General features: G+C 72.8%; 16 protein-coding genes and 1 pseudogene. 12 read left to right on the top strand and 5 right to left on the bottom strand.

What is annotated here, in order from left to right; translation table 11 throughout:
- Positions 1-112: 112 nt before the first annotated feature.
- Positions 113-352 carry a chaplin gene (locus tag ACFQ7Q_RS33675; protein WP_362365813.1) on the bottom strand — a complete coding sequence of 80 codons (240 nt, stop codon included), beginning with the start codon at positions 350-352 and terminating at the stop codon, positions 113-115.
- Positions 353-743: 391 nt separating this feature from the next.
- On the opposite strand from ACFQ7Q_RS33675, the gene ACFQ7Q_RS33670 reads away from it, so the two are divergent.
- The 9 genes from ACFQ7Q_RS33670 (at position 744) to ACFQ7Q_RS33630 (ending at position 11,612) form a co-directional block, all read left to right on the top strand.
- Positions 744-1,811 carry a DUF3344 domain-containing protein gene (locus ACFQ7Q_RS33670; protein ID WP_383561886.1) on the top strand — a complete coding sequence of 356 codons (1,068 nt, stop codon included), beginning with the start codon at positions 744-746 and terminating at the stop codon, positions 1,809-1,811.
- 1 nt (position 1,812) lies between these two features.
- Complete coding sequence (locus ACFQ7Q_RS33665) at positions 1,813-2,964, top strand: glycosyltransferase family 4 protein (protein WP_383561884.1); 1,152 nt, start codon at positions 1,813-1,815, stop codon at positions 2,962-2,964.
- Positions 2,961-4,379 carry a sugar transferase gene (locus tag ACFQ7Q_RS33660; RefSeq protein WP_383561882.1) on the top strand — a complete coding sequence of 473 codons (1,419 nt, stop codon included), beginning with the start codon at positions 2,961-2,963 and terminating at the stop codon, positions 4,377-4,379. The genes ACFQ7Q_RS33665 and ACFQ7Q_RS33660 overlap by 4 nt, the downstream gene beginning before the upstream one ends.
- A 2-nt stretch (positions 4,380-4,381) precedes the next feature.
- A complete protein-coding gene (locus tag ACFQ7Q_RS33655) occupies positions 4,382-5,704 on the top strand; it encodes an O-antigen ligase family protein (RefSeq protein ID WP_383561880.1) in 1,323 nt (440 codons plus the stop codon).
- Between the two features lie 103 nt (positions 5,705-5,807).
- Entirely contained in the window at positions 5,808-7,886 is a 2,079-nt protein-coding gene (gene murJ, locus ACFQ7Q_RS33650; RefSeq protein ID WP_383561878.1) for a murein biosynthesis integral membrane protein MurJ, read from the top strand.
- Positions 7,786-8,583, top strand: a complete 798-nt coding sequence (locus tag ACFQ7Q_RS33645; RefSeq protein ID WP_383561876.1) for a polysaccharide deacetylase family protein — start codon at positions 7,786-7,788, stop codon at positions 8,581-8,583. The genes murJ and ACFQ7Q_RS33645 overlap by 101 nt, the downstream gene beginning before the upstream one ends.
- Positions 8,580-9,713, top strand: coding sequence for a glycosyltransferase (locus ACFQ7Q_RS33640; protein ID WP_383561874.1), 1,134 nt, complete (start codon positions 8,580-8,582; stop codon positions 9,711-9,713). Before ACFQ7Q_RS33645 ends, ACFQ7Q_RS33640 begins: the two co-directional genes overlap by 4 nt.
- 88 nt (positions 9,714-9,801) lie before the next feature.
- A complete protein-coding gene (locus ACFQ7Q_RS33635; protein WP_383561872.1) occupies positions 9,802-10,476 on the top strand; it encodes a lipopolysaccharide biosynthesis protein in 675 nt (224 codons plus the stop codon).
- A 17-nt stretch (positions 10,477-10,493) separates the two neighbouring features.
- Complete coding sequence (locus ACFQ7Q_RS33630) at positions 10,494-11,612, top strand: GNAT family N-acetyltransferase (protein ID WP_383561888.1); 1,119 nt, start codon at positions 10,494-10,496, stop codon at positions 11,610-11,612.
- 593 nt (positions 11,613-12,205) lie between these two features.
- Here ACFQ7Q_RS33630 and ACFQ7Q_RS33625 read toward each other — a convergent pair.
- A pseudogene (locus ACFQ7Q_RS33625) lies at positions 12,206-13,327 on the bottom strand (glycoside hydrolase family 26 protein); the annotation flags it as partial.
- Positions 13,328-13,483: 156 nt separating this feature from the next.
- Here ACFQ7Q_RS33625 and ACFQ7Q_RS33620 point away from each other — a divergent pair.
- Together ACFQ7Q_RS33620 and ACFQ7Q_RS33615 are read left to right on the top strand one after the other, a co-directional pair.
- A complete protein-coding gene (locus ACFQ7Q_RS33620) occupies positions 13,484-14,785 on the top strand; it encodes an ATP-grasp domain-containing protein (RefSeq protein WP_383561870.1) in 1,302 nt (433 codons plus the stop codon).
- A gap of 14 nt (positions 14,786-14,799) precedes the next feature.
- Entirely contained in the window at positions 14,800-16,056 is a 1,257-nt protein-coding gene (locus ACFQ7Q_RS33615) for an NAD(P)-binding domain-containing protein (RefSeq protein ID WP_383561868.1), read from the top strand.
- An 82-nt stretch (positions 16,057-16,138) separates the two neighbouring features.
- Here ACFQ7Q_RS33615 and ACFQ7Q_RS33610 read toward each other — a convergent pair whose 3' ends face one another.
- Both ACFQ7Q_RS33610 and ACFQ7Q_RS33605 read right to left on the bottom strand, forming a co-directional pair.
- Entirely contained in the window at positions 16,139-16,372 is a 234-nt protein-coding gene (locus tag ACFQ7Q_RS33610) for a chaplin (RefSeq protein ID WP_383561866.1), read from the bottom strand.
- Between the two features lie 168 nt (positions 16,373-16,540).
- Positions 16,541-16,747 carry a hypothetical protein gene (locus ACFQ7Q_RS33605; protein ID WP_376445152.1) on the bottom strand — a complete coding sequence of 69 codons (207 nt, stop codon included), beginning with the start codon at positions 16,745-16,747 and terminating at the stop codon, positions 16,541-16,543.
- A gap of 151 nt (positions 16,748-16,898) precedes the next feature.
- Between ACFQ7Q_RS33605 and ACFQ7Q_RS33600 the strand changes: the two genes are divergently transcribed.
- Positions 16,899-17,933, top strand: a complete 1,035-nt coding sequence (locus tag ACFQ7Q_RS33600) for an LCP family protein (RefSeq protein WP_383561864.1) — start codon at positions 16,899-16,901, stop codon at positions 17,931-17,933.
- Between the two features lie 45 nt (positions 17,934-17,978).
- On the opposite strand, the gene ACFQ7Q_RS33595 is transcribed toward ACFQ7Q_RS33600, so the two are convergent.
- Entirely contained in the window at positions 17,979-20,006 is a 2,028-nt protein-coding gene (locus ACFQ7Q_RS33595) for a thioredoxin domain-containing protein (protein ID WP_383561862.1), read from the bottom strand.
- Positions 20,007-20,127: the final 121 nt, after the last annotated feature.

Here is a 20,127-nt window from a genome sequence, read left to right as displayed (position 1 = left end):
GAGCAGTATCTCTGCGGATGCGTCCACCGCGGTCACCCCTGGGTGCGACTGCTACGTGCACAGGACGGGGCGGCGCGCCGGCCTTGGAAGGACCACGATCCGGCGTGCGAGATCAGAGGTTGGCGCAGCTGTTGCCGAAGGTCGGGTTCAGGGCGCCGATGACGTTGACGGTGTTGCCGCAGACGTTGACCGGCACGTGGACCGGGACCTGGACGACGTTGCCGGACAGAACGCCCGGGGACTTCACGGCCGCACCCTCGGCGAGCGAGTCGGCGGCGGCGACGCCGGTGGCACCCGCGACGGACGCGGCTACACCCACGGACAGGACTACAGCCTTCGCGATACGGGACATGGAGAAGCGCTCCTCGATTGTGTTCAGACCACTCAGACCAGAGGGTCGGCGCGGACGGTTTCGTCCGACTCCTTCAACAACGCGGCTCCCATTCATCGGTTGCTCTCCCGAACGGGTGACGTTCAACCGATCTTTAGGCCATAGGAGGGTCATTCGAGCGAGTGGGCCGGGAATGGCGCAACACGCACAACGAGGAACCTGCCGCACGGATACGGGAGTTAGCGTTTCCGAGCATCTAATGCTTACTATCGCCCGGCGCCGGGGTTATAACGTTCCCGAACGTTGCTTTCGGTCCCGCCGCGCGTTCACCCATTTCGTACGGCCGACTCCTCCCTCTCCCCCGGTCCTCACGGGTCTTCCCTTCTCTCTCTCATCAAAGCGGAGAACCTGTATGCGGAATTCAGCGGTTCTTGCTGTGCGCCGCGGTCTGTTGTGCGCCCTGTCGTGTGCGGCCCTGTCCGCCGCGCTGCCGGCCGCTTCCGCCGTCGCGCCCCCACCCAAAGAAGCCCCCCGCGTCCCCTTCGCTCAGCGCTACCAGGCGGTGCAGCACGGCGGGATCGTCCGCGCCGCCAACACGTCGGCCACGGCGGCCGAGAGCGCCAAGGGCTCCGGAGTGCGCAACGACGGCTACGCCATCGGCTACGTCGACGTCGACACCGACCCCAACACCTACAACTCCAGCCGCGCCGAGGTCCGGATCCCCGAGGGCTCCCGGGTCAGCTACGCCCGTCTCTACTGGGGCGGCAACCTGCGGGTCGGCGAGCAGAAGCCTCACAAGGACAACGGCCGGGTCCTGATCGCCGAACCCGGGGGCTCGTACAAGCCGGTCCTGGCGGACACCACCATCGGGCACCGCACGGCCGACGGCGCCGACGCCTTCCAGGCGTCTGCGGACGTCACCGACCTCGTCCGCTCCGCCGAGTCCGGGCTGTGGACCGTGGCCCAGGTCAATGTGGCGATGGGCAGTTCCGCGGTCGGCGGCTGGGGCGGCTGGACGCTGGTCGTCGCGTACGAGAACGAGGAGGAGCCGCTGCGCAGGCTGGCGGTCTGGGACGGCTTCGAAACGCTCGGACCGCATACCGGTCCCGTGCGCGTGGCGATCTCCGACAGCGCTATTCCGAAGGATGGGCGCGGACAACTCGGCATGATCGCCTATGACGGCGACCGAGGCACTTCCGGGGATTACCTCACGGTGGAAACGAGCCGGTCGAAGACGTTCCCGCTCTCCGATTTCGCCAATTCCGCGAGCGACGTGATGAACTCCAGCATCACCGATTCCGGAGCCGGTCGGATCGAACGACTTCCCGCTCATCAGAACACCCTGGGGTACGACTCCGACGTCTTCGATCTGGAGGGTGCTCTGCGCCATGGGGCCGACCGTCTCCATGTCCGCTTCGACTCCCGACAGGACACCGTCTGGCTTGGGGCGCTCTTCCTCCAGGCGGACGTCGGACGCTGACGTGCTGTCGCCACAGGAGTCCGGCTCCTCTTCCTTCAGCGTGCTGCATGCGGTCCAGTCCGGTGACGGCGGTGTCGCCAGGGTCGTCACCGACCTGGTCCGCGCCCAGCTCGCCGCCGGGTGGCGGGTCGCCGTCGCCTGCCCGCCCGACACGCCGCTCGCCGCGGCCGTCCAGGCCGAGGGCGCTGGGCTGCACGCCTGGCGGGCGGGTCGCGACCCCGGCCCGCGGCTGGTCCGGGAGACCCGTGACCTCGCCCGGCTGATCCGTACGGTCGGCCCCGCGCTCGTCCACGCGCACAGCGCCAAGGCGGGGCTGTGCGCCCGACTGGCCCTGCGCGGACGGATCCCGACGGTGTACCAGCCCCACGCCTGGTCCTTCGAGGCGGTCGACGGCCCTGTCGCGGCGGTGGCCCTGCGCTGGGAGCGCCTGGCGGCGCGCTGGACGCGGCGGATCATCTGCGTCAGTGACGCCGAGCGGCGCACCGGCGAGGAGGCGGGCGTCCGGGCCGCCTGGTCGGTCATCCACAACGGCGTGGACGTGACGAGGTTCGCCGCCGACGCGGCGGACGACATCGCCGACGCCCCCACCGGCGGACCCCTCGTCGTGTGTGTGGGACGGCTGTGCCGGCAGAAGGGGCAGGACATGCTGCTCGACGCCTGGCCGGCCGTCCTCGCCGAGGTCCCGACGGCCCGGCTCGTCCTGGTCGGTGACGGACCGGAAGGCGAGCGGCTGCGGGCCGCGGCGCCGGACTCGGTGCGGTTCGCCGGTGCCGTCGACGACACCGCGCCCTGGTACCGGGCGGCCGATCTGGTCGTGCTGCCGTCCCGTTGGGAGGGCATGGCGCTGGCGCCCCTGGAGGCCATGGCGAGCGGCCGGCCGGTCGTGGTCAGCGATGTGGACGGGGCGCGCGAGAGCCTGCCGCCCGGCCACGAACCCCTGTGCCTGGTCCCGCCCGAGGACCCGGCCGCGCTCGCCGCCGCCGTCGGCCGCCTTCTCGGCGGGCCGGAGTTGCGGCGGACCCTGGGCCGCGAGGCCCACGAGCACGTACTCAGCAGATTCGATGTGCGGCGCACCGGCGCGGCCGTCGCGGACGTGTACCGCGAGCTGGCCGGAGTGCGGTGCACCGAGCACAGAGAGCCGATTTCGTCGTGACTACGGAAAGCACCAGCGTCCCCTTCCCGACGAGCCAGGGCCATGCGCCGGGGCTCGCCTCCGTCGGACCGCAGCGCGGCACGTCGGACCGGCTCGCACTGCCGCCGCGCCGGCCCGCGCGCATGCGTACGGCGGCCGTACCGCTGATCGCGGCCGACGGTCTGGCCGTGCTGCTCGCCGCCGCGCTGCTGCCCGAGCCGCACCGCGAGCTCCGGCTGCTCCTGCTGGCCGCCGGCGGCGTCCTCGTGCTCAACGGTTACGCGGGGCTCCACCGGCCCGGTGCCCTCGCCTCCGCGCTGGACGAACTGCCCGCGCTCGCCGCGCGCGCCGCGGTCGCGTGGTGTGTCGCGGCGGCCGTCGTCGCCGCGTTCACGCCCGCTCTGGCGATCGGCCCGGGCGCGCTCTGCACCGCGCTCGCCACGCATCTCGTCGCCGTGTCCGCGGTCCGCGGTGCCGTGCATGCGCGCAGGCGCCGTACGGCCCGGGCGCATCCGCGGTCGGCGCTGGTCGTCGGCGGGCCCGCCGCCGCGCGCCGCTTCGCGGCGGCGGTGGCGCAGCACCCGGAGTACGGGATCCGGCCGGTCGGGATCGTCGGTTCGCGGCCGGACGGGGAGCCCGGTCTGCCGGTCCTCTCCTCGCCGGAGGAGATCCACCGGGCGGTCATCCAGAACACGGTGCGCGACGCGGTCTTCCTGACCGACGACAGCGGTCTGGTGACGCTCTTCCAGCACTACGGCTGCACCACCTGGCGGGTGGGGGGCGAGCTCCAGGACGGGCCGATGGGCGACCATCTGTGGGGGTACGGGTGCCGCCGGCTCGTCCCGCCCGGCGAGCGCCGCGGGCTGACCGTGAAGCGCGCGCTCGACATCGTCCTGGCCGGCCCCGCGCTGGCCCTTGCCCTGCCCGTGCTGCTGCTGTGTGCGCTGGCGGTGCGGCTGTCCGACGGGCCCGGGGTTCTCTTCCGCCAGGAGCGGGTGGGGCAGCACGGGCGGCTGTTCACGCTGCTGAAGTTCCGTACGCTGCGCCCGGCCGACGAGGCGGAGTCGGCGACCCGGTGGAGCGTCGCCAACGACCGGCGGATGAGCGCGGTCGGCAACTTCCTTCGGCGCAGCTCGTTGGACGAGCTGCCGCAGCTGTGGAACGTGCTGCGCGGTGACATGAGCCTGGTCGGGCCTCGGCCCGAACGTCCCTACTTCGTCGCGCAGTTCAGCAGGATCCACGCCGGCTACGCGGACCGCCACCGGATGCCGGTCGGGCTGACCGGCCTGGCGCAGGTGCACGGTCTGCGCGGCGACACGTCCATCGAGGACCGCTGCCGCTTCGACAACCACTACATCGATCACTGGTCGCTCTGGCAGGACGTCCGCATTCTGCTGCGGACCGCGGCCGGGCTGGTCCGACCGGCGGGGAGTTGATGATGGCGACGGCCGTGACGGTGCCGATGGCGGCGGCGGTGCAGCGGTGGGAGGTACGGGACTGGGCCCGCAGGGCCTGGTCCCTCTCCCCCGTCCTGGCGGTGATCGGGCTGCTGCTCGTGCCGGCGGCCGGCGGTGCGGAGGGCGGTACCGGGGGGACGGGAGGTCTCGCGGACGCGGCCTCGGGCCTGCTCGTGCTGATCTGTCTGGTGCGGGTGCTGCGCAGCGGCGCCCGGCCGTTGACCCGGGCCGCGGCGGTCGTGATCGGGCTGCCGGTCCTGGGGATCTGTCTGGCGGCGATCACGTCGAGCGACCCGGCGGCGAGCCTGCCGGGCGTGGCGCGCTACCTCCAGGTCTTCGTGCTCGTCCCGGCGGCCGTGCTGCTGATGATCCGTGACCGGCGGGACTTCGCGCTCGTCGCGTGGGCGCTGGTCGGGCTGGCGCTGCTCCAGGGCGCCGTCGGGGTCACGCAGTACCTGACCGGCACGGGCGCGTCGTACATGGGCGAGGACATCCGTGCGGTGGGGACGTTCGGGCCGACGGATGTGATGGGGATGGCGACGGTCGTCTCGTACGGCCTCGTCATCGTCACCGGGATCGCGCTGGGCAGCGGGCGGGGGCGAGTCCGTACGGCCGCGCTGGTCTGCGCCGGTCTGCTGTTCCTGCCGCTGATGCTCTCCTTCAGCCGGGGCGCGTGGATCGCGACGGTCCTGGCGATCGCGATCCAGCTGGTGCTGTCGGGGCTGCGGCGGGCGGGGCGGGTGGCGTTGGTGACGGGCGCGCTCGCGGTGGTCCTGGTGGGGGGCCTCGGTGTGGGGTCGGCGATGGTGAAGGAACGGGTCACCAGCATCACGCAGGTGGCGGGCGCGCCGGACCAGTCGGTGACGGACCGGTACACGATGTGGGCGGCGGCGGGGCGGATGTGGCGCTCGGATCCGCTGACGGGCGTGGGCCTGAAGGGCTTCCCCGCGTACCGCGACTCCAACGCCTCGCTCGCGCTGTCGTCGGGCAGCGACACGGCGGGCGCGGGGGCGCTGTTCCGGCGTCAGCCGCTGCTGTCCCCGCACAACATGTATCTGCTGGTGCTCAGCGAGCAGGGTCTGGTGGGCCTCCTCACCCTCGCGGGCGGCTGGACGGCGCTGCTGGTGGGGGCGTTGCGGCGGCGGGCGTGGGGTGCGGACTGCGCGCTGATCGCGATCGGCCTGCTGTCGTGGCAGCTCATCGACTTCTTCTACGCGGACATCGGCGGGCCCTCCACGGTCCTGATGTCGGTCGTGTTCGGCCTCGCGGCATGGTGGTCGCTGTCGGCGGTGAAGCGTGCGTGACCCCTGGGGCGGGGAGCCGGAGTCCACGGACCGTGTGCGGCATCCGGAGAGCCCCGACCTGGGGTCGGGGGCGGAGGATCCCGGGGGATGGGTGTGGCCGCACGTGGACCCGTGGTCCCTGACCGATCACTCGACGGCCCCGACCCCCGCCGGCGGCTGGCGCTGGGCCGGCACGGCCGCCGCTGCCCCGGCGGCGGGGACGCGGGCCGGAGCCTGGCCCGGGGCCGCCCCGGCGGAATCGACGCCTCGCTCGGCGGCGGGGTGGAGCCCGCGCAGCGGGGCACCGGCCACGGTCGACCGCCGGCCGGACGGTGTCCCGGTCGGGGTACGGGCCGGAGCGACGGCGACCGGCGGCACACCGTACGGCGCGGCGGACACACCCTCGACGGCCGCGGGTCCGTCCCACGCGGGACATCACGCGGGACATCACGCGGGCCATCACGCGGGACGGACACAGCGGCCGCGGCCGACCGGCGCCGGGGAGCGGTTCTCCACGCCGCAGCGGGGCGCGCACGCGCGGCGGGCCGGGCAGGGGCGGTCCGCCTCCGGCAGGTTCCTCGCGCGGGCCGCCGCCGTGACCGCCGGGCTCACGGCCGCGGGGGCGGTGCTGGGGCTCGTACGGGACCAGATCCTGGCGCACTTCTTCGGCGCGGGGGCCGAGACGGACGCCTTCCTGGTCGCCTGGACCGTGCCCGAGTTCGCCTCGACGCTGCTCATCGAGGACGCGATGGCGCTGATCCTGGTGCCCGCGTTCAGCCGCGCGCTGGCGCGACGCGGCGGCAGTCTCTTCGGCGACCCCGTCCGTACCCTCGTACGCTCCACGCTGCCCCGGCTCGCGCTCGCCATGAGCGCCCTCGCCGGGCTGCTCGTCCTCGCCGCGCCGGCCCTCGTCGGCGCCCTGGCGCCCGGTCTCCCCGACCCGCAGCTCGCCGTCGACTGCACCCGGCTGACCGCGACCTGTGTCCTGACGTTCGCGCTCGCGGGCTACTGCTCCGCCGCCCTGCGCGCGCACGGCTCCTTCCTTCCGCCGGCCGCGATCTACGTCGCGTACAACGTCGGCATCATCGGCACGATCCTGGTGCTGCGCGAGCCCTTCGGCGTGCGGGCGGCAGCCGCCGGCGTCGCCGTCGGCGGCGCGCTGATGGGGGCGGTCCAGGCGCCCTATCTGATCCGGGAGCTGCGCGGAAGGCCCGTACCGAAGGGGGACGCGCCCACCGGTGACGGCGGCCGCCTCCTCGTGCTCGGGCTCATCGCCCCCGTCATCGCCTTCGCCGTCTCCCGCCAGTCCCAGATCCTCATCGAGCGCTTCCTCGCATCGCCGCTGCCCGCGGGCGCCATCTCGCATCTGAACTACGCGCAGAAGGTCGCGCAGATGCCGATGATCCTCTCCCTGATGCTGTGCACGGTCAGCTTCCCGGTCGTCGCCCGCGCCATGGCGGCGGGCGACAGGGACGGCGCCCGCCGCCGTGTGGAGCGGGATCTGCTCCTCGCCGCCGTCGTCGTCCTCATCGGCACGTCGATCGTGATCGCCGCCGCCCCGCAGATCGTCGAACTCCTCTTCCAGCGCGGCGCCTTCGACTCCGACGACACCGCCGCGACCGCCGCCGTGATGCGGGTCTACGCCCTCGGACTGCTCGGCCAGACGACGGTCGGCACCCTGGTCCGCTGCTACTTCTCCGCCGCCCACCCGCTCTGGTACCCGGCCGCCGCCATGGCCTCCGGTCTCGTCCTCACCGCCGCGGCCGGCGTACCCGGCGCCGCGCTGTGGGGCGCCGTCGGGATCGCCGCCGCCAACGCCCTCGGCATCACGCTGACCGCCGTGATGCTGCTGCTCGGCGCCCGCCGCCAGGCCATCCCGGTCCGTATCCGCTACCTCGGGGAGGGGCTTCTGCGGCTGGCCACCGCCGCCGCCTGGGCCACCGCCGCCGGCTGGCTCTGCTCACTGTGGATCGGGGCCCCGCTCCTCTCCCTCACCGTCGCCGCCCTCGTCGCCGTCTCGGTCTTCCTGCTCTTCGTCGCCTGCGCCGCCAATGCGCCGGACATCCCACCCCTCACCCGCACCGCATCACGAAGGCTCGCCCATGCCCGCTGCCACGGCGCCTCGCGCCGCGATTCGTCGACTGCTGCCGAAGCCGCCCCCATGGGTGGTGATGTACCACTCGATCGCCGACACCACGGATGATCCGTACCGGGTGACGGTCTCCCCCGTCCGCTTCGCGCGGCAGCTGCACTGGCTGAACGACCGGGGGCTGCGGGGCGTCTCCGTGCGCGAGCTGCTCGCCGCGACCGCCGCCGGCCGGGCCAGGGGGCTCGTCGGCCTCACCTTCGACGACGGGTACGCCGACTTCCTCGAATCGGCCCTGCCGCTGCTGCGCCGCCACGACTTCACCGCCACCGTCTACGTCCTGGCCGGCCGCCTCGGCGGCGAGAACGCCTGGGACGAAGACGGGCCGCGCAAGTCGCTGCTGACGGAGGACGAGGTCCTGCGCGTGGCCGAGGCCGGCATGGAGATCGGTTCGCACGGGCTGCGGCACGTCTCCCTCCCCGCCCTCGACGACGAGGCCCTCGCCGAGGAGACCCGGCGCAGCCGCGCCCTCCTGGAGGACATCACCGGCACGACGGTGGACGGCTTCTGCTACCCGTACGGAGACGTCGACGCCCGTACGGTCCAGGCGGTGCGCCACGCGGGCTACCGCTACGGCTGCGCCATCTCCCCCGGCCCGCTGACCTGCGCCCACGCGCTGCCCCGGATCCACGTCGGCGAGCAGGACACCTCCTGGCGGCTCACCGCCAAGCGCGTCCTGCACCCGCTGCGCCGCCGCCGGCCCACGGCCCCGGTGCCCGCACCGGCCCTGCCTGCCGGAGCGGAGGTCTCATGAAGGTCCTGCACATCATCACCGGCCTCGGGATCGGCGGCGCCGAGCAGCAACTCCGGCTGCTGCTGCGCCATCTGCCGGTTCGGAGCGAGGTCGTCACGCTCACCAACCCGGGCGCCGTCGCGAACGGCATCGTGGCCGACGGGGTGCCGGTCGTCCATCTCGGCATGACCGGCAACCGGGACCTCGGCGCGCTGCCCCGGCTCGCGGGGATCGTCCGCCGGGGCCGGTACGACGTCGTCCACACCCATCTGTACCGGGCCTGTGTGTACGGCAGGATCGCCGCCCGGCTCGCCGGGGTCCGCGCGGTCCTCGCCACCGAACACTCCCTCGGCGACACCCAGATCGAGGGCAGGCCGCTCTCCGCCGGCACCCGGGCCCTGTACCGGGCCACCGAGCGGCTCGGCACCTCCACGGTCGCCGTCTCGCCCAGCGTCGCCCGCCGGCTGGAGAAGTGGGGCGTGGCCCCCTCCCGTATCCATGTCGTCCCGAACGGCATCGAGCGGGCGCGGTTCGGCCACGACGAGGACGTGCGGCGGATGACGAGGAAGGTGCTCGGGCTGCCGGAGGACGCGTTCGTCGTCGGCGGAGTGGGGCGGCTCGCTCCCGGGAAGCGCTTCGACCGGCTCGTCCGGGCGGTCGCCTCCGTGCCGGAGGCGCGGCTGCTGCTGGTCGGGGAGGGCGAGGAGCGCGAGCGGCTGCTCGCCGTGGCGCGGGAGTGCGGGGCGGCCGACCGGGTCCTCCTCGCGGGCGCCTGCGAGGACCCGCCGTCCGTGACGTCCGCCGGTCCCGGCCTGCCCTCGCTCCTCGCGGCGATGGACACCTTCGTCTCCACCTCCCCCGACGAGTCCTTCGGGCTCGCGGTCGTCGAGGCGCTCGCCGCCGGGCTTCCGGTGCTCTACGTGGCCTGCCCGGCGATCGACGACCTGCCGCCGGACGCGGCCCCGGGGGCGCGACGGATCGGCCCGTCCGTACCCGAACTGGTCTCGGCGTTGCGCGGCATCCGGGACGCCCGCCTCGCCCGGCTGCCGCAGCCCGAGGCCGCCCGCCGCTACGACATCGCGCACAGCGCCAGGCAGTTGATGTCCCTCTACGAACAGGCCGTCCACGGCACCCCTCTCCTTGCGAAGTGAGACACCCATGAGCCCCAGCTCAAGCTCCAGCCCCAGCTCCATGAGCCCCTTGAGTCCCAGCCCGCTCTCCCGACCACGGTCGCCTCTCATGAAGGCGCTGCGCACCCCCCGCCGATGGTGGGTGCTGCCCGCCTCCGTGCTGATCGGCGCCACGCTCGGCGGCGGGTACGGGGCGCTGAAGGCACCCGAGTACGCGGCGACGAGCTACGTCATCGTGGTGCCCGGCGAGAAGTCCGACCCGGCGGCCGCGCTCGGTTTCGCCCAGGCGTACGGGCGGGTCGCCACCGACATCGCGGTCACGGGCGACGCGCAGGTGTGGGCCGGCGTCTCCGCCCAGACCCTGCGGTCGAGCGTGCAGGCGGCGACCTCGCCGGACGCACCGATGATCTCCATCACGGCGCGGGCGGCGAAGCCGGGCCGGGCCGTCTCGATGGCCGACGGCGTCGCTCGCGCGCTGGTCCTCAACAGCTCGCACGTCGCCGGGAGCACGGGCGTGAAGGTCGTCCAGTTCTCCCGGGCGACGCGGCCGGTGGACCCGGTCTCGCCCTCCGCCCCGCTGTCCGCGCTGGTCGGCGGCTGTGCGGGCGGCCTGCTGGGCGGTCTGGTGCTGCTGGTGCGGCCCAAGCGCGCGGGACGTACGGAGAACGGGGCGGAGGCCCGTACGGAGGCGGGCACCGAGGCACGGAACTCCCGGCAGTCCTCGTCCGCCTCCGTTCCCGGCCCGGCGGGCGCACAGCACCAGCCGGAACCGGAGGCGGTGTGACCCTGAGCGGGCTGAGCATGCAGATCTGCCGGGACGGCGAGGAGTTCGGCCGGCTCGGCGAGCGGTGGGCGTCGCTGTACGCCCGCTGCTCCACGGCCACCCCGTTCCAGTCCCACTCCTGGCTGCACTCCTGGTGGGTCTCGTACGGCCGGCCGGGGGCGCTGCGCGTGGTGCTGGTACGGCGGCAGGACGGCGAACTGGTCGCGGCGGCGCCGCTGATGCGCGCCCGCGGCCCGCTCCCGGTCCTCACACAACTCGGCGGCTCGATCACGGACTTCACCGACGTCCTGCTCGACGACGCGTGCCCCGAGGCGGCGCCCGCGCTGGCCCTGGCACTGGCCCGGGCGGCGCGCGGCGCGGTGATCGATCTGCGCGAGGTACGCCCCGGGGCGGCCGCCGAGCGGGTCTTCGCCCGCTGGCGGGGCCCGCGTCGGCGGCTGGCCGACTCGCTCTGCCTGGAGCTGCCCGCGGTGCCGATGGACGCCCTGCTCGAACGGATCCCGTCGGGCAAGGCCCAGCGGGTGCGGGCCAAGCTGCGCAAGCTGGACGCGCTCGGCATCGACGAGCGCGTCGTGCCCGGCGAGGAGGTGCCGGCCGCCCTCGACCGGCTGCTGAGACTGCATCAGCTCCAGTGGCAGGGGCGGGGCGTGACCGTCGAGCACACCAGCGACCGGTTCGCGCAGCATCTGGCGCGGGCGGTGCGGCCGATGGTCGAGCGCGGGGACGCGCGGGTGACCGAGTTCCGGCTCGCGGGCGATGTCGTGGCGGCCGATCTGACGCTGATGTCACCGCGACTCGCGGGCGGCTATCTGTACGGCGCCGATCCGGTGCTGCGCGCGCGGAAGATCGACGTGGCGACGATGCTGCTGCGCCATGGGGCGCGGGAGACGAGTGCGAGCGGCCGGTCGACGCTGAGCATGTTGCGCGGCACCGAACCGTACAAGCAGCACTGGCGTCCGGAGACCGTTCCCAACCAGCGGCTGATGCTGGCGGGGCGGGGTGCGGCCCCGGTGCTGTGGCTGTGGGCGGGTGCGGCGGACGGACGGCGCTGGGCGGCCCGGCAGGCGCGGGAGCGCGCCTGGGTGGGGCGGGCGCTCGGGCGGCTGCCGGGACGGACGAACGGCGGCGGAGGATGAGCTCCTCCGCCGCCGTGGGGTCCGGCCGGATCCTTCGGTGATCAGAAGGGCCAGGCGTCGCTGTCCAGGATGTCCTCCCAGCTGTCGTTGGTGTCGGTCTCGTCCTCCATCCAGCCGTCCTTCCAGGCGTCCTTGGGAACGCAGACCGGGCCGCCGATCCAGCTCTCCACCCACGAACCGAGGTTCACGGTCCAGCAGTTCGGCGCGGGCTTCGGCAGCTCGGGCTTCGGCTCAGGCTTCGGCTCAGGCTTCGGCTCGGGCTTCGGCTCGGGCTTCGGCTCAGGCTTCGGCTCAGGCTTCGGCTCGGGCTTCGGCTCGGGCTTCGGCTCGGGCTTCGGCTCGGGCTTCGGTTCCGGCTTCGGCTCGGGCTTGGGCTCGGGCTTCGGTTCCGGCTTCGGCTCGGGCTTGGGCTCAGGCTTGGGCTCAGGCTTCGGCTCGGGCTTGGGCTCGGGCTTGGGCTCAGGCTTCGGTTCCGGCTTCGGTTCCGGCTTCGGCTCAGGCTTCGGCTCCGGCTTCGGTTCCGGCTTCGGCTCGGGCTTCGGCTGCGGGATCGTCGGGATCTCCGGCTCCACCGGCACCTCGGGCTCGACCGGCACTTCCGGCTCGACCGGTACCTCGGGCTCCACGGGCACTTCCGGCTCCACGGGCACTTCCGGCTCGACCGGCACCTCGGGCACCTCGGGCTCGGTCGGTACCTCCGGTACCTCCGGCTCCACGCCGTACAGCATCTTCCGGAACACCTGCGCCGACTTCGGATTGCCGTCACACTGCCAGACGCCGTGCGGGCAGTAGTCGGTGATCGTGTGATACAGCGGCTTGTGCTTGTTCATCCATTCGAGCATCCGCCGCATGTACGTGGCATTGTCGCCGTTCCGGAAGAGCCCCCATTCCGGGTAGGAGATCTCCTTGCCGTGCTCGGCGGCGAAATCAACCTGCTTCTGGAGCCCGTACGGTTCGCTGATGTGCTGGTCGAAACTGGACCCGGGCGGCTGGTCGTACGAGTCCATGCCGATGATGTCGACGACGTCGTCACCCGGATAGCATTCCGTCCACGGAATGGCGTCCCGCCCCCGGCTCGGGTTGAAGTCGAAGCGGAACTCCTGCCCCGGTACGGATCGCATGGCGGTGACGATGCGATTCCAGTACTTCTTCCACGCCGTGGGGTCCGGGGCACACCGGTGCGTGTACGTGGTGCCGTTCATCTCCCAGCCGAGGACGATGACGGTGTCGGTCGCGTTCAGGTCGACCAGGCGCTTCGCCAGAGTCCGGAAGTGGTGGTCGTAGTACCCCGCCGCTCCGAGCTGGAGCTGGCGGCGGACCTCGTGGTCGGAGACGCCGGCCTCGTTCCGCTCCAGCATCGGTACGTTCAGCACGAACAGCCGGTCGGCCTGCTCGTTGCGCCAGTCCGCCCAGGCGTTCAGGAAGCCCGGAGGGCCCTCGATGTTCGACCAGAGATCGCCCGGGAGGTACGTGTGGCCGACGCGGAGCTCCCGCCCGCCGAGCCATCGCTCCAACTGGCCGATCCGGCTGACGCCGACGGGTCCGGACTCGAGGAACGCGCCCATTGCCGTGGACAGAGTCGGTTCGGGGTTCCGTGTCGTTACGGATTCGGCGGCGTGAGCTGGAGAGGACAGCACGACTGAACCTGAGGCAAGGAGACCTGCGGTGAACACCCCCAGCCACACGCTCGAAGTCTTCCGGTTTCGGTGGGCCATGGCCACTCCTTCACGATTCGCGCCGCTTGATGGTCCGTCAGTCAGATACTCCGAAAGTATTCCTAATGAGCCGACCGTGAACGCAGCTGCGATCTGATCAGTAGTCCATTGGTGTATTTCATCGCCCAGTTGGGGCACTCGACATGAAGGAATGGCGTGCCGAGCTTTGACACCCGCGTCCCCGCAGTCCTCGTGCGGCTCGATCGGAATCCTTTTCATCACGGCACGCTCGGCGCCGCACGCTCCCTGGGAAGAGCGGGAATCCCGGTCCACGCGGTCCTCGAATCGCTCACGAGTCCCGCCGCCCGCTCCCGGTACGTCCACGGTGTCCACCTCCGCCCGGACACCCACGCGCCCGACGACGAGGCCGACGCCCTCACCCGACGGCTCCTCCGGCTCTCCGACGAGGTGCGGGCCCCCGCGCTGCTCGTTCCGCTGGACGACGTCAGCGCCCTGGCGCTGGCCGCGCACCGCGGCGAACTGACGGACCGGTACCTCCTGCCCGACCAGTCCTCCGAGCAGCTCGTCCGCGTCGCCGACAAGGCCGAACTCGCCGAGACCTGCCGCGCCCTTTCCCTCCCCCACCCCCGTACCGAGATCCCCACGAGCGCCGACGAGGCGGCCGCCATGGCCTGGTCGCTCGGGCTGCCGGTCGTGACCAAGTGGAGCCGTCCCTGGCTGCTGCCGCCCGGGACGGGGCTGCGCAGCACCTCGATCGCGCGTTCCCTGGCGGAGGTGCGCGAGCTGTTCGCCCGTACCGGGGAGGCAGGCAGCAGACTGCTGCTCCAGCGGCTCCTGCCTCCGGGGCGGGATCTGGACTGGTTCTGCCACGGGTACGCGGACTCCGACGGCGGCTGCGCGGTCCGGGCCACCGGGCTCAAGGAGCGGTCGTGGCCTGACGGGGCCGGGCTCACGGCCGTCGGCCGCTGGGCGGCGAACCCGACGGTCGAGCGGATGGCCGGCGACCTCTCGGCCGCGCTCGGCTATCGGGGCGTGTTCGACCTGGACTTCCGGCTCGACCGCTCCACCGGCGCCTACCACCTGCTCGACTTCAACCCCCGCCCCGGAGCCCAGTTCCGGCTCTTCGCCGACGAGGACGGCCTCGACGTCCTCCGTGCGATGCACCTGGACCTGACCGGGCGCCCGGTCCCGGTGCACACCCCCGTCTACGGACGCCGCTTCGTGGTCGAGAACTACGCCGCGCTGTCCCTGCTCGCCTCGCCCCGCCGCCGGTACGGCACGGAGCCCGGCGCCCCGCGCGCGGGCACGGAGACGGCCTGGTTCGCCGCCGACGATCCGGCCCCGGCGCTCTCGATGGCCCGCGCCTGGTTCCTGCACGTCCTGCGCAAGGGCCTGGTGACGTTCCGTCGACTCCTGCGGTCCGGCCGCCCACGCGGTGCGACCGTCGTGTCGCCACCGGCGGCCCGTACCCCCTCCAGCCAGATGAACCGACGTTGAGGACGGAAGGCACGATGTACGACCTGGTCATTGTCGGAGCCGGACCCTATGGACTGTCCGTGGCCGCCCATGCGGCCGCCCACGGACTGAACCTGCGGACCTTCGGCCGCCCGATGGAGTCCTGGCACGCCATGCCCTCGGGCATGTTCCTGAAGTCCGAGCCCTGGGCCTCCCATCTCTCCGACCCGGTCGGCGCGTACGGGCTCGACGCCTACGCGACCACCCGGGGCGTCCGCGCCGAGCACGGAGTGCCCCTGCCGGTCGGCTTCTTCGCCGCGTACGGCGACTGGTTCGCCCGGCAGGCCGTCCCCGCGCTCGACGAACGCCTGATCGCCTCCGTCGCCCCGCGCGCCGAAGGGTTCGAGGTGGTCACGGAGGACGGCGAGACCCTCCGTACGCGGACCGTGGCGCTGGCCGTCGGTGTCCTGCCGTTCATGGAGATCCCCGGGCCGCTGCGCGGACTTCCGCGCCGGTACGTCACCCACAGCAGCCACCACGGGGAGCTGGACGGCTTCGCCGGTCGCGACGTCACCGTCGTCGGCGCCGGCCAGGCGGCGCTGGAGACGGCCGCGATCCTCACCGAGCAGGGGGCGGCCGTCCGGATCCTCGCCCGATCGGACCGGCTGAACTGGAACACCCTCCCGCCCGCCCTCGACCGCGGTCCGTGGCAGTCGCTGCGGGCCCCGCACACGGGCCTGGGCTGCGGCTGGCACAACCGGCTGTACGCGGAGACCCCGGGGCTCTTCCGGCGGCTTCCGGCCCCCACCCGCGAGCGCATCTTCGACTCGGCGCTCGGCCCGGCGGGCGCGTGGTGGCTGCGCGAACGGTTCGCGGCCGTGAGCGACGTACGCCTGGGACGGCACATCGTGTCGGCGGCCCCCACCGGGGACGACCGGCTGCGGCTGGAGGTGGCCGGGCCGGAGGGGACGACGGTCCTGGAGACCGACCATGTCATCGCGGCGACCGGGTTCACGCCGAGCCTCGCGCGGGCGGAGGTGCTGGCGCCCGAGCTGCGCGGATCGATTCGTACGGTCGGCACGGGCGGTGCGCCGGAGGTGGGGGCGCTGTTCGAGTCCTCGCGGCCCGGCCTGTTCCTCGCGGGGCTGCTGACGGCTCCGTCGTACGGCCCCTCGATGCGGTTCGTGTTCGGCGCCGACTACACGGCGGGGCGTCTCGTGAGGGGTGTGCGGCAGCGGTTGCGGGCGACGGCGCGGGGCACGGTCGGCCGTCCGCGTACGGGCGACGAGCGGACGCCGGCGGCCCGGGGGTGACGAAAGGCCGGTCCCGGAAGCCGTCGTGGACGTCTTCCGGGACCGGCCCGTCACTTCGCGCCCGGTGCGGGGCGCTACCGCCTCAGCGGTTGATGCAGACGTTGCCGATCGCCGGGTTCAGCAGGGCGATGATGTTGATGCTGTTGCCACAGACGTTGATCGGGATGTTGATCGGCACCTGGACGTTGTTGCCCGACAGCACACCCGGCGAACCGGCCGCGAAACCGTACGCCTCGGAGTCGGCCATCGCGGGCGCGGCCGCACCGAGAGCCATGACCAGACCGGCGACGACGACCGCAGCCTTCTTGCACTTCATTTCGTCTAAGTCCTTTCCGCGGCGGACGGAATTCCGCGGATCTCGCGAATCGCCGTGCATTGATACACCCGGCCTCCCGCCGCACACATCACAACGACCATGCCCAGAAAAGGAAACCGGCTTATCGCCGGTCGATCGGTATTCACTCCATTGCGCCGACCCTCGGAGTCAGCGCGGCCAGACCGGTGTCGTCGTCAGACGTTCCCACTCGCGGTCCGGCATCCCCGGCACCGTGCGGCCCGCCAGCGCCCATTGCTGGACCAGCGCGGAGTAGACGGGGACGGGTCCCCGGTCGACAGGTGGTGGCGGGTCGGCCACATAACGGCTCTTCGGAATGAAGGCCATCCGCTCCCATTTCCCGGGATCGGGTGCCATCTTCTCCTCCCATGCGCTGTGGTTCCCGCATCATTTCACAGACCCCGCAGGAGAGTGATTCAACCGGGCCACGCCGCGTCGCGAACCTGTGTGCGACGGGCAACGGCATACGGTGCGGGCGTTATTGATTCCGAGCCGGTGGAGACTGCCCGTGTCCGTCAGGAAATTCTCGCGTCCGCGCCGGCTGGTACTCGCCTCGGCGGCGCTCGTCGCCCTCGCCTCGGGGGCGATCGCGGGAGCCCCCGCCGCCCTGCCCGGTCCGGACGGCGGGCTCACCATCCTCGTGGCCGGGGTCGACAGCCGGGCGGGACTCACGGCGGCGGAGCTGAAGCGCTACCACGCGGGCGGCAAGGGCTGCGACTGCACGGACGTGATGATGCTGGTGCGCGTCTCCGCCCGCAACGACCGGGTCAGCGTGGTGAGTCTGCCCCGCGACTCGCTCACCTCGTTCCCCGCCGGTCACGTCGATCAGCGGACCGGCAAGGTGCACGACGCCCACCCGGCGAAGCTCAACGCCGCGCACACGGAGGGCGGGCCGAAGCACACCGTCGAAGCCGTCGAGCGGATGACGGACACGCACGTCGACCGCTACCTCGAGATCGACTTCCGGCGCTTCATGGACGGCGTGGACCAGGTCGACGGCGGGGTGCCGATCTGTACCGTGCAGCCGCTCAAGGACCTCGTCACCGGGATCGACCTCGCTCCGGGGACGAGGAACGTCAAGGGCGGCGAGGCGCTGCAGTACGTGCGTTCGCGGCGGGACGGGAACATGGACTTCGGACGGATGCAGAAGCAGCAGAAGTTCGTGGTCAACATGTGGAGGACGATCCGCGCGGGCGTCCTGGAGGATCCCGACCGGCTGTGGGCGCTGGCCTCGACCGTGCGCGGTACGGCGGAGACGGAGCGTTCGCTGTCCGTGACGGAGATGTTCACGCTCGCCGTGCGGCTGCGTGATCTCGCCCCCGACCGTACCGAGTTCGCGACCGTGCCGATCCGTCGCTTCAACCCCACGATCACGGGTGTGGGGTCCAGCGTCGCCTGGGACGAGAAGCCGGCGGCGGAGATCTTCGCGGCGCTGCGGGCCGAGCGGCCGCTGCCGAAGGCCCCGGCGACGCAGACGAGCGAGATCCCGCGCGGCCTCGGCGAGTACCGGCCGGCCGGCGGAGCCTCGCTCGTGTGCCCGTGACGCCGCCGAGCCGCCGACGCGTGGCCGACGGCTCGGGGCCGCCGTTCAGTGCGCGAGCTTGCCGGCCAGCGCGGCCGGGTCCGTCGTCGGCGCGTCGCAGGTGAAGTGACGGCAGACGTACGCGGCCGCTCCCCCGTCCACCAGCGGGCGGTCCCTGAGCAGCGGGAACTCCTCGCTGTCCGGGGCGCCGAAGGCGACGACCGCGCCGGGGGCGGGGGCCAGCAGGGCGGTACGGCGCAGGGCCTGGGCGGTGTCGTCACCGGCCTCGCCGACCACCGCGATCTCGCGGGGCCCGTCGAGCAGTGCCTCCGCAGTCGCCAGCCCCCAGCCGATGAAGCGGGGTGCGCGCGGACCCAGCGCCTTGACCACTCCGAGCGCGCCCTCGGCCGCCGCGCGGTGGGCCTCGGAGCCGGTGTGGGCCGCGTAGGAGAGCAGGGCGCCGGCGGCGGCCGTCCAGCCGGACGGGGCGGCGTTGTCCGTGGGGTCCTGGGGCCGGCGGATCAGCGCCTCGGCGTCGTGCGCGGTGTCGTACAGCGCCCCGCCCTCGGCGACGAACTGGTCCAGGACGATGTCGAGCAGGAATCCGGCGAACTCGAGCCAGACACCCTCCCCCGTGACCCCGGCGAGCGCGAGGAAGCCCTCGGCGACATCGGCGTAGTCCTCGAGGACACCGGCGTTGGCGCCGACCTTGCCGTCCTTGGAGGTACGCGCCAGTCGTGCGTCCGTGCCCATGTGCAGCCGTACGAGCAGATCCGCGGCCTCCGTCGCGCGCCCGACCAGGTCGGGGCGGTCGAAGAACGCCCCGGTCTCGGCGAGCGCGGCGATCGCGAGACCGTTCCAGGCGGCGACGATCTTGTCGTCGCGGCCGGGGCGCTCGCGCCGGTCCCGGGCGGCGAGCAGACGCTCCTTGATCGATGCGATCCTGTCGCCGTCGGCGACGCCGACGTCCTGCGGGAGCTGGAGGACGGAGGCGCCCTCCTCGAAGGTGCCCGCCTCGGTGACGCCGAAATACGTCGCGGCATGGGCGGCGTCGTCCGCGCCGAGGACGCCGGCGAGCTGGGCCGGGGTCCAGACGTAGTACGCCCCTTCGACGTGCCTGCCGGTCTCGTCGGCGCTGTCCGCGTCGAGCGCCGAGGCGAAGCCGCCCTCGGGGGTGCGCAGTTCGCGGACGAGGAAGTCGGCGGTCTCCAGGGCGACCCGGCGGGCCAGGTCACTGCCGGTGGCCCGCCACAGATGCGCGTACACCCGGCACAGCAGGGCGTTGTCGTACAGCATCTTCTCGAAGTGCGGGACGACCCAGTCACGGTCCACGGAGTAGCGGGCGAAGCCGCCGCCGAGCTGGTCGTAGATCCCGCCCCGGGCCATCGCCTCGCAGGTGTCGGCGGCCATCTGGAGCGCGCCCTCGGCTCCCGTACGGGCGTGGTGGCGCAGCAGGAACTCCAGCACCATCGACGGCGGGAACTTGGGCGCGCCGCCGAAGCCGCCGCGAGTCGCGTCGTACTCCCTGGTCAGGCCGAGCAGTGCCTGGGCCAGCTCCTCCTCACCGGGGACGCCGTCGCCGCCGAAGGCGAGGGAGCGGGCGGACAGGTCCTTGACGATCTTCCCGGCGACCTCGCCGACCTCGTCGCGGCGCTCGGTCCAGGCACGCGAGACGCCGTCGAGGACGTCGCCGAAGGAGGGCATCCCGTGCCGGGACTCGGGCGGGAAGTACGTACCGAAGTAGAACGGCTCGGCGTCCGGGGTGAGGAAGACCGTCATCGGCCAGCCGCCCTGGCCGGTGGCCGCCTGGACGGCCTCCATGTAGACCGCGTCGACGTCGGGGCGCTCCTCGCGGTCGACCTTGACGGCGACGAAGTGTTCGTTGACGTAGGCGGCGGTGGTGTCGTCCTCGAAGGACTCGTGGGCCATCACATGGCACCAGTGGCAGCTGCTGTAACCGACGCTGAGCAGCACGGGGACGTCACGACGGCGCGCCTCGTCGAACGCCTCGGCCGACCAGGGCCACCAGTCGACCGGGTTGTCGGCGTGCTGGAGGAGGTACGGGGACGTCTCATGGGCCAGTCTGTTCGGCATGGCTCCATCCTCGCGCACCCGGGGAAACACCGCCCGTACGCCACGGGTGGGCGGTGCGCGATCGGGGCACTGATACGAGAAGCGGCCCCGTTCCTCGCACTGGCTCTGCGAGGAACGGGGC

The sequence above is a fragment of the Streptomyces sp. NPDC056527 genome (genome assembly GCF_042794475.1).
GTDB lineage: Bacteria > Actinomycetota > Actinomycetes > Streptomycetales > Streptomycetaceae > Streptomyces.
The sequence above is the reverse complement of the archived record's forward strand: the minus strand, read 5'-3'. Positions and strand labels throughout refer to the sequence as shown.

Coding starts and splice junctions, on each gene's coding strand:
- ACFQ7Q_RS33675 (WP_362365813.1), bottom strand. CDS start 352: ATGTCCCGTATCGCGAAGGCTGTAGTCCTGTCCGTGGGTGTAGCCGCG.
- ACFQ7Q_RS33670 (WP_383561886.1), top strand. CDS start 744: ATGCGGAATTCAGCGGTTCTTGCTGTGCGCCGCGGTCTGTTGTGCGCC.
- ACFQ7Q_RS33655 (WP_383561880.1), top strand. CDS start 4,382: ATGGCGACGGCCGTGACGGTGCCGATGGCGGCGGCGGTGCAGCGGTGG.
- ACFQ7Q_RS33645 (WP_383561876.1), top strand. CDS start 7,786: ATGCCCGCTGCCACGGCGCCTCGCGCCGCGATTCGTCGACTGCTGCCG.
- ACFQ7Q_RS33640 (WP_383561874.1), top strand. CDS start 8,580: ATGAAGGTCCTGCACATCATCACCGGCCTCGGGATCGGCGGCGCCGAG.
- ACFQ7Q_RS33635 (WP_383561872.1), top strand. CDS start 9,802: ATGAAGGCGCTGCGCACCCCCCGCCGATGGTGGGTGCTGCCCGCCTCC.
- ACFQ7Q_RS33630 (WP_383561888.1), top strand. CDS start 10,494: ATGCAGATCTGCCGGGACGGCGAGGAGTTCGGCCGGCTCGGCGAGCGG.
- ACFQ7Q_RS33615 (WP_383561868.1), top strand. CDS start 14,800: ATGTACGACCTGGTCATTGTCGGAGCCGGACCCTATGGACTGTCCGTG.
- ACFQ7Q_RS33610 (WP_383561866.1), bottom strand. CDS start 16,372: ATGAAGTGCAAGAAGGCTGCGGTCGTCGTCGCCGGTCTGGTCATGGCT.
- ACFQ7Q_RS33605 (WP_376445152.1), bottom strand. CDS start 16,747: ATGGCACCCGATCCCGGGAAATGGGAGCGGATGGCCTTCATTCCGAAG.
- ACFQ7Q_RS33595 (WP_383561862.1), bottom strand. CDS start 20,006: ATGCCGAACAGACTGGCCCATGAGACGTCCCCGTACCTCCTCCAGCAC.